Origin of the sequence: Marmoricola sp. URHB0036, assembly GCF_000426045.1 — a bacterium.
GTDB lineage: Bacteria > Actinomycetota > Actinomycetes > Propionibacteriales > Nocardioidaceae > Marmoricola.
Genome location: NZ_AUEP01000016.1, coordinates 1 through 14,151 on the forward strand (window position 1 = coordinate 1; position 14,151 = coordinate 14,151).

Below are 14,151 nucleotides of genomic sequence, written 5' to 3' on the forward strand. Positions count from 1 at the left end.
GCTGTTCTGTCCTTTGTCATTGCGGACAGTTCTGTCTTGGGTTGGTCCGGACACTCGAGCGGTTGTGAGCGCATGGTGCGTTCATGGCAGACAGGGTGGTTCCGGTGGACGTTCGGGCTGTCGTGGTGGCCTGGCCTGAAGATGCTCCTCGGGGGGCGGTGACGAGGTTCTGTCGGGAGGTGGGGATCTCCCGGTCACGCTTCTATGAGATCAAGGCGCTGGCGAGGCGGGCCGGTGCCGAGGAGGCGATGGTTCAACGTCAGCGTTCGGTGGCTCGTTCGCCGTTGGCGATTCCCATCGAGGTCGAGGAGCTCGCGGTCCGGCTCCGCAAGGAGCTGGCGGACGCGGGTTGGGACCACGGGCCGATTAGCGTGCGGTATCGGCTCCAGCAGATGGGTATCGCAGCGCCCGCGGCCTCGACGCTGGCGCGGGTTTTTGCCCGCCGGGGAATGGTGGTTCCTCAGCCGCAGAAGCGGCCCCGGTCCAGCTATCGAAGGTTCGAGGCCCCGCTGGCGCATGTGTGCTGGCAGCTGGACACCTTCCAGTGGCCACTGGCCGATGCGGTGGGGTCGATCGCCAACGTCTACCAGCTCCTCGACGACAAGTCGCGGTTCATCGTCGCCAGCCATGTCGAGATCGGCGAGACCACCAGTGGCGCACTCACCGTTCTGGGCAAAGGCATCGCAGCGTTCCAGGTGCCACACCGGCTGCTCAGCGACAACGGCACCGCGTTCAACCAGACCCGGATGGGTCGACGCTCCCAGTTGGTCGAACACCTCCAAGCGCTGGGATGCAGAGCGATCACGGGCAAGCCTGGACACCCCCAGACCCAGGGCAAGGACGAACGGGTCCATGCCACCACCCAACGCTGGCTGCGAGCCCAGCCAGGAGCGCAAAGCATCAGCGAGCTGCGCGCCCAGATCGACTACTTCGACCATGCCTACAACCACGAACGGCCCCATCAGGCACTCGCAATGCGCACCCCTGCCCAGGCACTCAGCGACGGGCCTACAGCGTTGGAGCCGATCCCACCATTGCCGCCCGCGACACCCAGATCGATGCCGGTCAGCGCGAAGACCTACAAGACCGACTTCGCCGGCCGCGTCCACTTCCACCGCATCTCAGTCAACCTCAGCCGCAAGCACGCCCGGACCAAGGTCACCGTCGTCCGAAACGGCGACACCGTCAGCATCTTCGACCCCCACGGCACCCTGATCCGAAGCCAGCACCTCACCCCCGGAAAGCACTACTACGGAGTCCTGGGGGACCAAGCCCCTCGACCCAACCCGAGCGAAGTGTCCACACTGACCTGAGACACCAACACTGTCCGGACGAACCCGAGACATCACACGGGCACCTTGAGCGCTCTGGCGTGACACGGGCACGACGCGCAACCAGAACGTGTGTCGTCCTGCCCCGATCACCACGCACGAGCACCCACCCTGCGTCGGATGCCCGAGAAGGACACGGGTCAGGGCCGGACCTGCGTCCCGGACGTGCCGGCGCAGATGGCCAGCGCCTCCTCGAGGGAACCGATGGCGGCCCGTGAGCCGCTCCTCCTCACGAACTCGCACACGGCCTCCACCTTGGGCCCCATCGAACCGGCCGGGAAGTCGAGCGACTCCAGGTCCGAGACCGAGACCTCTCCGAGTGCCCGTTGGTCCGCCGTCCCGAAGTCCGTCATCACGGCGGGGACGTCGGTGAGGACCAGGAACAGGTCGGCACCTAGTTCCTTGGCTGCCAGTGCGGCCGCGAGATCCTTGTCCACGACCGCCTCGACACCCTCCAGCCCGTCGCGAGTCTCGACGACGGGGATGCCGCCGCCGCCGGCGAGCACGACCGTGATGCCGCTGCGCAGCAGGTGGTCCGCGGTGCCGACCTCGACGATCCGGCGGGGAGCGGGTGACGCGACGACGCGTCGCCAGCTGTCGCCGTCACGCCCGAACGTCCAGTCGTGCACCCTGGCGAGCTCCTTCGCCTCCAGCTCGTCGTACACCGAGCCGACGAACTTTGTCGGATCGGCGAACGCGGGGTCGGCGGCGTCGACGACGGTCTGGGTCACCACGGTGATGACGGGCGTCCTCAGGTGGCGGCCCAGGGCCTGCTGCAACCAGTAGCCGATCAGCCCTTGCGTCTCCGCGACGAGCTCGTCGAGCGGATAGGGGTGCGTCAGGGACGGGTCCGCAGCGCTCTCGAGTGCCAGCAGCCCCACCTGCGGTCCGTTGCCGTGGACCAGGACGACCTCGTGGGCCGCGGCCAGCTCCGCCAGTGCGCCCGCCACCCGCGCGACCTGGTCGACCTGGGGTTGCCAGTCGGGGCGTTGCCCACGTGGGAGCAGGGCGTTGCCGCCGAGGGCGATGACGACGCGCACCTCAGGCTCCGAGCGTGGCGACCATGACCGCCTTGATGGTGTGCATCCGGTTCTCCGCCTGGTCGAAGACGATCGAGCTCTCCGACTCGAAGACCTCGTCGGTGACCTCGAGCTCGGCCAGCCCGGTCTTGGCGTACATCTCCTCGCCGACCACGGTCTCCCGGTTGTGGAACGCGGGCAGGCAGTGCATGAACCGCACGTCGGGATTCCCGGTCTTGTCGAGCAGGGCGCGGTTGACCTGGAAGGGCAGCAGCTGCTCGATCCGCGTGCTCCACACGGAGGCCTCCTCGCCCATGGAGACCCACACGTCGGTGTAGATGAAGTCGACCCCGTCGACACCGGAGGCGGGGTCGTCGGTCTGCGTGATCCGCGCACCCGTGGTGCGGGCAATGGTGCGTGCGGCGTCCATGGCAACCGGGGAGTTCTGCAGGCTCACCGGCCCGACCATCCGGACGTCCATGCCCATCATCGCTCCCGCGATGAGCAACGAGCTGCCGACGTTGTTTCCCGCGTCGCCGCAGTAGGCGAAGGCGATCTCACGGTCCGGCTTGTCGGTGTGTTCGCGCATCGTCAGCATGTCGCACAGCGACTGGGTGGGGTGCCACTCGTTGGTGAGGCCGTTCCAGACGGGGACGCCGGCGTATGCCGCGAGCAGCTCCACCGAGTCCTGGGAGAACCCGCGGTACTCGATGGCGTCGTACATGCGGCCCAGGACCCGAGCGGTGTCCTTGACCGACTCCTTGTGGCCCATGTGCGAACCGGAGGGGTCGAGGTAGGTGACGTGAGCGCCCTGGTGGTGGGCGGCCACCTCGAACGCGCAGCGCGTCCGGGTCGAGGCCTTCTCGAAGATGACCGCGATGTTCCGCTCGGCCAGCTGTTGCCGACGCGGCCCGGTCTGCCACTCGAGCTTCAGGTGCTGGGCGAGGGTGAGTAGCGAGCGCCACTCGTCGGGTGTGAAGTCGAGCTCCTTGAGGAAGCTCCTGCCCTTCAGGTCGGTCATGGTCATCTCAGCTCACTGCCTCTCGTTCGATCGGACATGTCATGCACCGCGGGCCTCCGCGGCCGCGCCCGAGCTCGGAACCGACCACGGGGATGATCTCGATGCCCTGGTCGGCGAGATAGCGGTTGGTGGTGGTGTTGCGTTCGTAACCGAGGATCACTCCTGGCGACACGGCCAGGAAGTTGTTGCCGTCGTCCCACTGCTCTCGTTGGGCACCCATCCTGTCGATCGGCGTGCGCAGCACGCGCACCTTCGCGAGACCGAGGGAGTCCGCCACCACCGCGAAGACGTCGTCGTTCTCCTCGATGGTGAAGTCCCCACCAGCGCCCTTGGAGTCGAGCGTGAAGGACCGGAGCTCCTCGGGGAGGTAGGGGAAGACGCTGAAGGCGTCGCGGTCGACCATCGTCATCGCCGTGTCCAGGTGCATGAAGGCGCGTTCGCGTGGGAGCTCGACGGCGATGACCCGGTCGACCGAACCGTGGGCGAACAAGGCCCGGGCGAGTGTCTCGACGCCCTGAGGAGTGGAGCGCTCGCCCATGCCGATCATCACGGTCCGGTTGCCGATGACGGTGACGTCGCCACCCTCGATCGTGGCGGGCTCGTGGGGCAGGGAGTCGTTGCCGTACAGGTAGGGGATCCGGGCGGCAGCGAACATGGGGTGGAAGCGGTAGACCACGCGTGAGTTGATCGTCTCCCGCCTGCGCGCCGACTTCGCCATCGGGTTGATCGACAGGCCGTCGTACACCCAGGCCGCGTTGTCCCGCTGGAACAGGTGGTTCGGGAGGGGACGCAGCAGGAAGTCGTCGTCGCGGAGGTAGTCCATCAACAAGCTGGGCTCGCGCAGCCGGTCGGCCACGTCCGACTTCAGCACGCCGCCGATCAGCAGGTCCGCCAACGTCCGTGCCGGTGTGGAGGCCACCAGGTCGTCCAGCGGCTTGTCCAGGGCCGGACCGAACCGGGTCGCGGTCGTCAGATGGTCCTGGACGAACTCGCGGGCGCCCGGCTGGTCGAGGGCGACGGTCAGGAGGTCCGCGAACCGGTGCACCGTCACACCCTGCTGCTGGAGCTGGTGGACGAAGGTGTCGTGCTCCTGCCGGGCTCTGGCCGCCCACATGACGTCGTCGAAGAGCAGGTCGTCGACGTTGCTCGGGGTCAGGCGGTCGAGCTCGAGCCCGGGCCGGTGCACGACCACCTGCTTGAGCTGGCCGACTTCGGAGTCCACGTGGAAGGTCATCTCGCGGCCCTCGTCACTTGTACTCGGGCACGGGGGCCGGCTCGGTCATCGAGTCGCGTTGGGCCAGGTAGACCGGGATGCCGAGCACGGCGGCTCCTCCGGCCATCAGGAACGGTCCCCAGACGACGTACCAGTTGTCGCCGCTGTTGCGGGAGTACCAGATGAAGGCGAGCGACATCACCAGCGCGACGATGGCGACCCCCATGTCGAGCGCGAAGTGCGGCGTGTGGCCGCGCTCGCGGTCCATGACCCGCCACTTGATCTGGGCGAGCGCCGAGGCGGCGTACGGGATGGCGGCGGTGATGCCCGTCATCAGGACCAGGGTGGTGAACACGGTGGCGCCGTGGGTGCCGAGGTAGCTGATCACGACGGCGACGGAGGCGAGGAAGGTCGAGGAGACGATGCCGAAGGCCGGGACTCCGCGGCCGGAGAGCTTGCCGAACCGGTGCGGGAAGAGCCCGTCCTTCGAGGCGGCGAGTGGCATCTCGGCACAGATCATGGTCCAGCCGTTGAGGGCGCCGATGCCGGACACGATCACTGCAGCCGCGACGACGTAGCCCAGCCAGCTGCCACCGGCGATGGAGTCCGCGGCAGCGGAGTACGACGCCTGGTTGCTGTCCTGCGCCAGTGCAGAGGACGGGAGGATCCCGAAGACTGCGATGAGGGAGAGCATGTAGACGACGGCGCTGCCGAGCGTGCCGTAGATCGTGGACTTGGGAACGTTGCGCTCGGGGTTGCGCACCTTTCCGGCGGCGACGGCAGCGCATTCCACTCCGAGGTAGCTGAACAGGCAGATCGCCATGGCGCCCCCGATGGCGGACAGGTTGGTGTCGCCACTGGTGTTCCACGGGGTGAAGTTGCCGGCCTTGATGAAGAGGAGTCCCACGGTCGCCATCAACGCCAACGGGACGAACTTCAGGACGGTCGTCCAGAGCTGGAAGACCCCGGTGTTCCGGACGCCGGAGAGGTTCACCGCCGCGGGGATCCACAGGCCCACGAGTGCGATCACGATCGCGCCGAAGGTGCTCCCGCCCTTGTTGACGAACTTCTCGACGTAGAAGACCCAGCCCACGGCGATGGCGGCATTGCCCGCCCACGCGGTGATCCAGTACAGCCAGGCCTGGCTGAAGCCGAAGCCGTTGCCGAACGCGGCACGGGCGTAGGCGTACGGCCCACCCTCTGCCGGGATGCGGCGGGACAGCACGGCGAACATGAAGGCCAGCGCCACGGCGCCGACGGTGGCCAGTGCCATGGCGACCAGGCTGATCGGGCCGTACGACGCGATCGCGTACGGAAGGCTGAAGATGCCGACGCCGATGATGCTGCCCATGACGAGACTGGTCGACTGGGGCAGGTTCAGGCGCGATGTCTCGGCAGGGGTGTCGGTCGTCGGGGGACCGGTGAGCTCGGTGGTCATGACTCCTCCTCGGTGTCGCACCCATCGGACCGGAGGGGGGTGGCTGCCGGACAGGGACTGCGGTCCCACAAGGGAGTGACGCAGGGCCCTGACTCGTGGGTCGTCCGCGGCGGATCGTGAGGGGCGACGGCGCGACCAGGAGGCGACATGAAGGAATCGTGGGTTCGACGAGCTGCGTGGTCACCAGGTCGCGGACTGAGCACGGCCTATCGCTGGACGTGGGCTGCACTGGCCCTGTGCACTGCCATGGCCAGCGCGGTCGCGAGCCTGCAGGCTCTCACCCCCCTCGTGACCCTGCTGACGCTGGCGACCTTCCTCGGCGTCCTGGTCAGCGGGGGTGTCCTCGTGGCGTGGTCATGTGAGCAGTCGGCGTGGGCTGCCGTCGTACCGACAGCCGTTGCCTCGGTTCTCCTGACCGCGTGGGTCGCCCTCCTGGTGAGCAGCGTTGGCTGGGCCTGCCTCCTGCTGGTGCTGGTCGGGGCTTCACCTCTGGTCCTCTCGACCGCCCTTGCCCAGGTCAGTCGCCATGACGCAACCTCGGAGTACCCGACGGTCGAGCAGCTGGTGCGCGACCACGCCTGGCAGGATGCGGTCCCCGAGGACGCCAGCCGGCCAGGGACAGCGCCGGACCCGCGCGAGGGATAGGGCATGCAACATCCACTGTCGTGGCGGCGCTGGCTCGTGGTGGTGGCCGTCGGTGAGCTCGTGGGCTTCGCCGTGCCGGCTGCTGCGGGAATGCTGGCGAGCGAGCTCGTCGCGAGCGCGCAGCTGGTGGTGATGCCTGTCGCAGGGCTCTTCGAGGGTGCGGCGCTCGGGTACGCCCAAGTGGTCGTGCTCCGGCGTTCGTGGCCCACTCTCCGCGGAGACGCCTGGGTGCGGGCCACAAGTCTGGCGGCCGCCGTGGCCTGGTTCCTCGGCATGCTGCCGTCGACCACGCACGACTGGTGGGCTACGTGGCCGGCTGCGTGGGTCGCCGTGACGGCCACGATCCTGGGCACCGCCCTCCTCGCGACGATCGGGACCGCGCAGGCGCTCGCCATGCCACCGGGGACGCCGGGCCGGCTTGCGTGGGTGGGCTGGACGGCTCTGGGCTGGTGTGCGGGCCTCACAGCGTTCAGCCTCGTCGCACCACCGCTGTGGCAGCCCGGCCAGGCAGCGTGGCTGCTGGTTCTCATCGGCGTGGCCGGTGGTCTCGTGATGGCACTGGCGATGGCCGCCGTCACCGGCGTCGGCGCCGTTCGTCTGGTCGAGCGCGCCAGCCGCACAGACGCGGGCCGGTCCTTCATGCCGGGGCCACACCTGCTCTCGGCGATGCTCGGCACCCCCGTGTACGACGCGTCCGATGACGAGCTCGGACGTGTCCGCGACCTGGTGGCGGACCTGGCCACTGACACCGACCACCCGGCCATCACGCATGTGGTGATCGGTACCGGCGACGGGCGCCGAGCCGTGCTCCCGTACGGAGAGCTGAAGCCGAGGAGCGGGGGAGGGCTCGGCCTCGAACGCGGCCCCGGGAAGGCCCCGGTGTCGACCCCTGGACGTCCGGCGTTGTTCCTGCGTCGTGACGTGCTCGACGCACCCGTCGTCCTCGCCGCACCGCCGGGCCGAACACGCGTGAGCGACGTCATCGTCGAGATCGGCACCGCGGGCGCCCGTGTCATCGGAGTGGACCTCACCCCGTCGGGAATCGCGCGACGCTTCACCGGGCGCACCCCGACGGCACCACCCCGCGCGCTGCCGCTCTCGCAGGTGCACCTGGTCTCAGCGCACGGCCACGCCGCCCAGCTGGCCGCACCCGACCCGGCTGTGCTCGAGCTGCCGGCCGACGGGATGGCCGAGGTGCTGACCCGACTTCCGGTTGCGCACGCCCGTGAGATCCTCCGAGCCGCAGACGGGCGGGTGCGCGAGGACGCCGTACGGCTGCTGCACCCGCGCGTGCGCGCCCGAGTGACGGGCACGGCCGGGCCGCCCCGCCGGATGCGTCGCCTCAGCGGCTGGCGCCTCCACCGACCTGGCACGCATCCTCCCGTCGGTGGCAGGAGATGACCGAGGTCGTCGCCCCGCGACGGTCGGGGTCGAGATCTACTCGGCGCTACCTGCCGCTCCTGGCCGTGCTCGGCCCCGGGTTGCTGGCCGGCCTCTCCGACGATGATCCTGCCGGCATCACGACGTACTCGGTGCTGGGTGCGGACCACGGCTACGGGTTGTTGTGGGTGTTGTTGCTCTCGACCGTCGCGCTGATCGTCTTCCACGACCTCGGAGCGCGTCTGGGTGTGGTCACCGGTCAGGGCCTGATCGGTCTCATCCGGCACCGCTACGGCCTGGGTGTGGCATCGGGTGCCCTGCTCGCCCTGGTGATTGCGAACCTGGGGACAGCGACGGCCGAGTTCGCCGGCATCGCGGCCGGGGGCGAGCTCCTGGGGATCAGCCGCTACCTCGCGGTGCCAGTGGCGGCCGCGGCCGTCTCGACGCTGGTCCTCGCCGGCAGCTTCCATCGCGTCGAGCACGTGCTGATGGCACTGGCGTCGGTGTTCCTGGCGTACGTCGCCGCGGCCGTGCTCGCACATCCGGATTGGTCCGCGGCTTTCAACGGACTGGTCACGCCCCGGATGTCCTTCGGGCACGAGGAGACGTTGATCGTGGCCGCCACCGTCGGCACCACCTTGGCGCCCTGGGGCCTGAGCTTCATCCAGTCCTACGCCGTGGACAAGAAGCTCACGGTGAAGGACCTGGGCTACGAGCGCACCGACGTCGTCATGGGGGCCCTCCTCACCGGGATCATCGGGTTCTTCGTCGTGGTCGCCTGTGCGGCAACGCTGCACGAGACGCACACGAGCATCGTCAGTGCCGGTGATGCTGCGGCAGCGCTGGCACCCGTGGCCGGGGACCTCGCCGGCCTCTGCTTCGCCGTCGGCCTGATCGGCGCCGCTCTTCTCGCGGCAGCGATCCTGCCGCTCTCCACGGCGTACTCGATCTGCGACTTCACCGGTTCGGAGGCGGCGCTCGACTGCACGTTCTCCGAGGCCCGGCTGTTCTACCTGAGCAACGTCGTGATCACGACGGTGGCTGCGAGCGTCGTGCTGATCCCTGCCGTGCCCCTGGTGCCACTCCTCGTCTCCACACAGATGCTCAACGCGGTGCTGCTGATCCCGTTGCTGGTGCTCATGACGCGCCTCTCGCGTGACACCAGCATCGTGGGTGATCACGCGGTCTCGCGGCCGCTGGCCGCCGTACAGGCGCTCGTCGTCGTGGCCGTGGTGGCCTGCGTGGTCCTGCTGCTGGTCTGACGGCGTTGTCCCGGACAGGCACAAGGTCCCTCGCGCGGGTGACGGCCGACCCTGCGGAGGTGTGCTGTCTGCGCGGCAGCATGAGGTCAGGTTCCGCGACGCCACCGCGAGAACCCCCAAGACGAGGCAGGAGGTCACCGATGCTGCGTCTCGAACCGGCCAAGGTCCTCATGTGCGTCAGCCCCGGGGAGGACTTCGAGGCGGCGCTCGACCTCACCGTCGCGGAGGCCACGCGTCGTGGTTGCGGCATCCACGTTGCCCTCGCCGTTCGGCCTGTGTTGTTGGGCCCGACCGGCGTCGCGGACCTCAGCCTGGTCGAGGGGGAGTGGCGCAGGTACGGCACCGACTTCCTCGTCGACTGCGAACGTAGGGTCAGCAAGGAGATCGGGGTCGACACACCCGTGAGCAGCGAGATCATCCACGGTTCGGTCGTGCCGGCGCTGGTCGAGGTGAGCCAGAACGCCGCGATCGTCGTGATGCAGCACCACCGGATGGACCGTGCCCGACACGTACCCACGCTGTCGGTCACCAACGGCGTTGCCGCCCGTGCGCATGCGCCGGTCGTGGCGGTGCCCGACTCCTGGCGCGAGGTCGGCCAACGCAGCGACGTGATCGTCGTGGGGGTGGAGGACGCCGTCAGCTCGTCCCACGTGACGCGGTGGGGGTTCGAGGAGGCGCAACGGCTGGGCGGCAGCGTTCGTCTGGTCCGCGCCTGGTTCTTCTCCGCGGCGTTCGACGGCGACGTGTTCGAGGGGCAGGCCGGACTCGTGCACGCGGCCTACGTCCGCGAGGAGGTACGCCGTGAGTTCGCGGATCTGGTGCAGAGCTTTCCCGACGTTCCCTGCGAGGTCGTGGCAGTGCACGGCCCGGCGGCGGACGCGCTCGTGGCGCAGTCCAGGTCTCACGACGTACGCCGCATCGTGGTCGGCCGCCACGAACCGACGCTGCCGCTGGGTTCGCACCTCGGTCCGGTGACGAGGGCTGTGCTGAACCACTCGTCCTGTCCCGTCGTGGTCGTCGACCCGCGAGAAACGCCCGCCACGACCGCCGCCTCGAGGCGGACGCCCGAGTCCGCATCGCCACCCAGGAGCTGATGTTCGTGCTGTCTGACCAAGGCCAGACCCCCCGGGCCGCCGACGTCCTGCTGGCTGACGGCAGCGTGGCCGTCATCCGACCGATCACGGCCCAGGACGCTGACGAGCTCCACGCGCTGCATCGAGACGTCTCCGACGACTCCGTCCGGCTCCGGTTCTTCACCGTGGGGCGGCACGCCGCGCACGAGTACGTCGACCACCTCGTGCGCGACCATCCCCTGGCTCTCGTCGCGGAGAGAGGCGGGAAGATCCTCGCCGTCGCGACGGCCGAGGGAGTGGATGCCCGCACCGCCGAGGTGGCCTTCCTCGTGGAGGACGGCAGTCACGGGCTCGGCATCGGCAGCTTGCTGCTGGAGCACCTGGCGGCCGCCGCACGAGCAAGCGGCATCGGCACCTTCGTCGCCGAGGTCCTGATCGAGAACCGCGCCATGCTCGACGTGTTCACCGACGCGGGCTTCACCTTGACCAAGCGCATCGACGACGACGTGGTCGACGTCCGGCTCGAAACGGCCAGCACCGCCCGCGGCCAGGCGGTCGCGGATGCCAAGGACCGCCGGGCCGAAGCACGCTCCTTGAATCCGCTCCTGTATCCCCACAGCGTGGCGCTGGCGGGGGTACGCAGCGACGGGCAGGGGATCGGGCGTGCGGTCCTCGACAACATCCGCGCCGGTGGGTTCACGGGCGAGCTCTTCGTCGTGCACCCGCGCGTCCCGGTGATCGACGGGATCACTGCGGTCGCGACCTTCGCCGATCTCCCCGGCCCGGTCGACCTGGCCATCATCGCGGTTCCGGCACCCCACGTGCTCTCCGCCGTGACCGATGCTGCCGCGATCGGCGTGCCGACGGCCGTGGTGATCAGCTCCGGGTTCCAGGAGCTCGGAGCCGAGGGTGCCCGGCTCCAGGGTGAGCTGGCAGCGTTCGCGCGCGCCCACAGCATCCGGGTGGTGGGACCCAACTGCCTGGGCCTCATGAGCAACCACCCGGAGATCCAGCTCAATGCCACGTTCACCCGCGTGCTTCCGCCGGACGGCGGGGTGGCCGTGGCGACCCAGTCCGGTGGCGTGGGGATCGTGCTGGCCGACCTCGCGCGTGAGCTCGGGCTCGGTATCGGCTCACTGGTCTCGCTCGGCAACAAGGTGGACGTGTCCGGCAACGACCTGCTCGCCGCCTGGACCGACGATCCCCGAGTCACCGCAGCAGCGCTCTACCTGGAGTCCTTCGGGAACGCACCCAAGTTCGCACGCATCGCGCGCCGCTTCTCCGAGCGCAAGCCGCTGCTGGCCGTCGTCGGTGGACGTTCCGACGGGGGACGCCGTGCCGGTGCCTCGCACACCGCGGCCGCGGCCACTCCCGCGATCGGCGTTGCGGCGCTGTTCGCCCAGGCCGGCGTGATCGGTTGTGACGGCGCCGAGGACCTCGCGGAGGCCGCACTCCTGCTGACGCGCGAACCCCTCACGGCCGGTCCTCGTGTGGGCATCGTGAGCAACGCCGGCGGCATGGGTGTGTTGGCCGCGGACGCAGCGACCACCTGCGGCCTCGTCGTTCCCGAGCTGTCAGGGGCGACGCGTGCCCAGCTCGCCGCACACGTCCTGGGCACCTCGGGAACGTCCAACCCTGTGGATGCTGGTGCCACCGTGTCCCCGGACGACCTGGCCACCATGGTGGAGGTCGTCCTCGAGTCCGGGGAGGTCGACGCCGTGCTCGTCGAGATCGTGGCGACCAGCCTGACCGATGTGGATGCTGCCGCGGCGGCGGTGGCACTGGCCCGGGCACGGAACCCGCGCCTGCCGGTGCTCGTCGTCGCCCAAGGACTGGGGGGCAGCCCCCTCGACCCCTGCGGCTTGACCGTCTTCGGCTCGTCCGTCGCCGCGCTGCGTGCGCTCGGTCGGGCGGCCCGGTATGCCGCCTGGCTGGCCGAGCGCGCAACGGACGTCGAGGTCGACGGCGTGGGTGCCCAGCCGGGGGGTCTGGGCGCCCTCCTGCGGCATCGGGCCGATGCCGCGGCGTTGCTGACCGGCGGGGCGGCCGCACACGACGGTTGGATCGGTGCCGAACCCGCCGCGGGGCTGCTGGCGGACTCCGGGTTGCAGCCTGCCGGCGCCCTCGCGTGCGGCCCGGACGCCGCGGCGGCCCTGGCAGAGTCGGTCGGTTTCCCGGTGGTGATCAAGGTGGCCGACGGCGACGTCGTGCACCGCACCGAACGCGGTCTGGTGCGCGTCGGCCTCGCCTCTTCCGACGCGGTGGCCAAGGCGGTCACGTCCTTCGAGCGAGAGCTCGGCCGATCGAACGTGCCGGTTCTCGTGCAGCCCGTCGCCTCCGGTGTGGAGATCGCGGTCGGCATGGTCCGCGACCCCTCAGTCGGACCGTTGGTGATGGTGGGTGCCGGTGGCGTGACTACCGACCTCCTCGGCGATCGGGTCTACCTGGTGCCACCCGTGCTGCCGAGCGACGTCCGGCGTGCCTTGCGGGGACTTCGGTGCTGGCCGTTGCTCGACGGCTTCCGGGGGAGCGATCCGGTCGACGTCGACGCGCTCGTCGAGGTCGTGGTTGCCAGCGCCCGACTGGCCCAGGAGGTCCCCCTCGTGGCGGAGCTGGACATCAACCCCTTGATGGTGTCCGGCTCGGGGTGCGCACTCGTCGACGTGAAGCTGCGTCTGGCCAGCCCGACGGCGCCCACGTCGGACGAGCCGCGGCAGCTGCGCCGTACGATCTGATCCCTCGCCCGACGAACGGTTCTCGCTAGAGGCGCGGGAAGAGCCGGGTCGAGTCCTCACCGACCTCGTGTAGTGCCCTGGCCCTGCCCACGATCAGCTTGTCCGGACGCCCCACGATCCGCTTGTTCTTCTCGGGGTAGTCGAACTGGGCGAGCACGAAACGGATCGCTTCGAGTCGTGCGCGCTTCTTGTCGTTGCTCTTGATCACCGTCCACGGGGCATGGCGTGTGTCGGTGTAGAAGAACATCGCTTCCTTGGCCTCGGTGTAGGCGTCCCACTTGTCCACGCTCGCCCGGTCCGTGGGGGAGAGCTTCCACTGCTTGATGGCGTGCATGGAACGCGCAGCGAACCTGGCCGCCTGCTCCGCCTGGCTCACCGAGAACCACAGCTTGATCAGGTGGGTTCCGGAGTCCACGAGCATCCGCTCGAACTCGGGGCAGGAGCGCATGAACTCGAGGTACTGCTCGGGTGTGCAGAAGTCCAGGACGCGTTCGACACCTACGCGGTTGTACCAGGAGCGGTCGAACAGGACGATCTCGCCACCGCTCGGCAGGTGGGCGACGTAGCGCTGGAAGTACCACTGGCTCTTCTCCACCTCGGTCGGCACCGGTAGCGCGACCACGCGGGCGCCGCGCGGGTTGACATGTTCGGTGAAACGCTTGATCGAGCCGCCCTTGCCGGCAGCGTCGCGCCCCTCGAAGAGGATCGCGACCTTCTGGCCGGTGTCCTTGATCCAGACCTGGAGCTTCAGCAGCTCGATCTGGAGCTCGCGCTTGTGGTGCTCATAGGTCCGGCGGCCGATCTTGGTGTCGTAGGGATAGCCCTCGCGCCACGCGGACCGCGCCTCCTCGCTCGCGGGCACGGCCGGGCCGCCGACCTCCTGACGCAGGTCGACCAGCTCGTCGAGCTCGTGCTTGTGCAGCGCTGTGTAGTCGATGGCGGCTTCGGTGCTCTTCCCCATGGTTCCTCTCCCAGGTCCTCGGCGACGATCGGCGGCCGAGGACACCACGGTGGCTGCCGGGGGGGAAGCCCGG

General features: G+C 69.3%; 10 protein-coding genes and 2 pseudogenes. 7 read left to right on the plus strand and 5 right to left on the minus strand.

The window, feature by feature from the left end:
• Positions 1 to 179: 179 nt before the first annotated feature.
• Positions 180 to 1,313 (plus strand): integrase core domain-containing protein, encoded by a 1,134-nt coding sequence (locus H976_RS29660; RefSeq protein WP_196804097.1) that lies wholly within the window; start codon positions 180 to 182, stop codon positions 1,311 to 1,313.
• 158 nt (positions 1,314 to 1,471) lie between these two features.
• Here H976_RS29660 and H976_RS0117625 read toward each other — a convergent pair whose 3' ends face one another.
• From H976_RS0117625 to H976_RS0117640, 4 genes are read right to left on the minus strand one after another with little or no spacing between them, the layout of a single operon-like run.
• Positions 1,472 to 2,371 carry a carbamate kinase gene (locus H976_RS0117625; protein ID WP_027862610.1) on the minus strand — a complete coding sequence of 300 codons (900 nt, stop codon included), beginning with the start codon at positions 2,369 to 2,371 and terminating at the stop codon, positions 1,472 to 1,474.
• Position 2,372: 1 nt separating this feature from the next.
• A complete protein-coding gene (gene argF / locus H976_RS0117630; RefSeq protein WP_027862611.1) occupies positions 2,373 to 3,377 on the minus strand; it encodes an ornithine carbamoyltransferase in 1,005 nt (334 codons plus the stop codon).
• Between the two features lies 1 nt (position 3,378).
• The gene (locus H976_RS0117635) at positions 3,379 to 4,605 is read right to left on the minus strand and encodes an arginine deiminase (RefSeq protein ID WP_027862612.1); all 1,227 of its coding nucleotides are present in this window, start codon (positions 4,603 to 4,605) and stop codon (positions 3,379 to 3,381) included.
• A 13-nt stretch (positions 4,606 to 4,618) separates the two neighbouring features.
• The gene (locus tag H976_RS0117640) at positions 4,619 to 6,022 is read right to left on the minus strand and encodes an amino acid permease (RefSeq protein WP_081683003.1); all 1,404 of its coding nucleotides are present in this window, start codon (positions 6,020 to 6,022) and stop codon (positions 4,619 to 4,621) included.
• Between the two features lie 246 nt (positions 6,023 to 6,268).
• Here H976_RS0117640 and H976_RS0117645 point away from each other — a divergent pair, with 246 nt between their 5' ends.
• The 6 genes and pseudogenes from H976_RS0117645 (at position 6,269) to H976_RS0117665 (ending at position 13,117) form a co-directional block, all read left to right on the plus strand.
• The gene (locus tag H976_RS0117645) at positions 6,269 to 6,667 is read left to right on the plus strand and encodes a hypothetical protein (protein ID WP_027862614.1); all 399 of its coding nucleotides are present in this window, start codon (positions 6,269 to 6,271) and stop codon (positions 6,665 to 6,667) included.
• 3 nt (positions 6,668 to 6,670) lie between these two features.
• On the plus strand, positions 6,671 to 8,068 hold the full coding sequence (locus H976_RS29040) for a PRC-barrel domain-containing protein (protein ID WP_051276979.1): 1,398 nt from the start codon (positions 6,671 to 6,673) through the stop codon (positions 8,066 to 8,068).
• Positions 8,065 to 9,309, plus strand: coding sequence for an NRAMP family divalent metal transporter (locus H976_RS0117655; RefSeq protein ID WP_027862615.1), 1,245 nt, complete (start codon positions 8,065 to 8,067; stop codon positions 9,307 to 9,309). The genes H976_RS29040 and H976_RS0117655 overlap by 4 nt, the downstream gene beginning before the upstream one ends.
• Before the next feature lie 170 nt (positions 9,310 to 9,479).
• Positions 9,480 to 9,824 (plus strand): annotated as a pseudogene (locus tag H976_RS31175) (universal stress protein); the annotation flags it as partial.
• Positions 9,825 to 9,929: 105 nt separating this feature from the next.
• Positions 9,930 to 10,403, plus strand: a pseudogene (locus H976_RS31180) (universal stress protein); the annotation flags it as partial.
• 5 nt (positions 10,404 to 10,408) lie between these two features.
• Positions 10,409 to 13,117: an acetate--CoA ligase gene (locus H976_RS0117665; RefSeq protein WP_196804135.1), complete on the plus strand. Its 2,709-nt coding sequence runs from the start codon at positions 10,409 to 10,411 to the stop codon at positions 13,115 to 13,117.
• Between the two features lie 25 nt (positions 13,118 to 13,142).
• On the opposite strand, the gene ppk2 is transcribed toward H976_RS0117665, so the two are convergent.
• Entirely contained in the window at positions 13,143 to 14,078 is a 936-nt protein-coding gene (ppk2, locus tag H976_RS0117670; protein ID WP_027862618.1) for a polyphosphate kinase 2, read from the minus strand.
• Positions 14,079 to 14,151 lie beyond the last annotated feature (73 nt).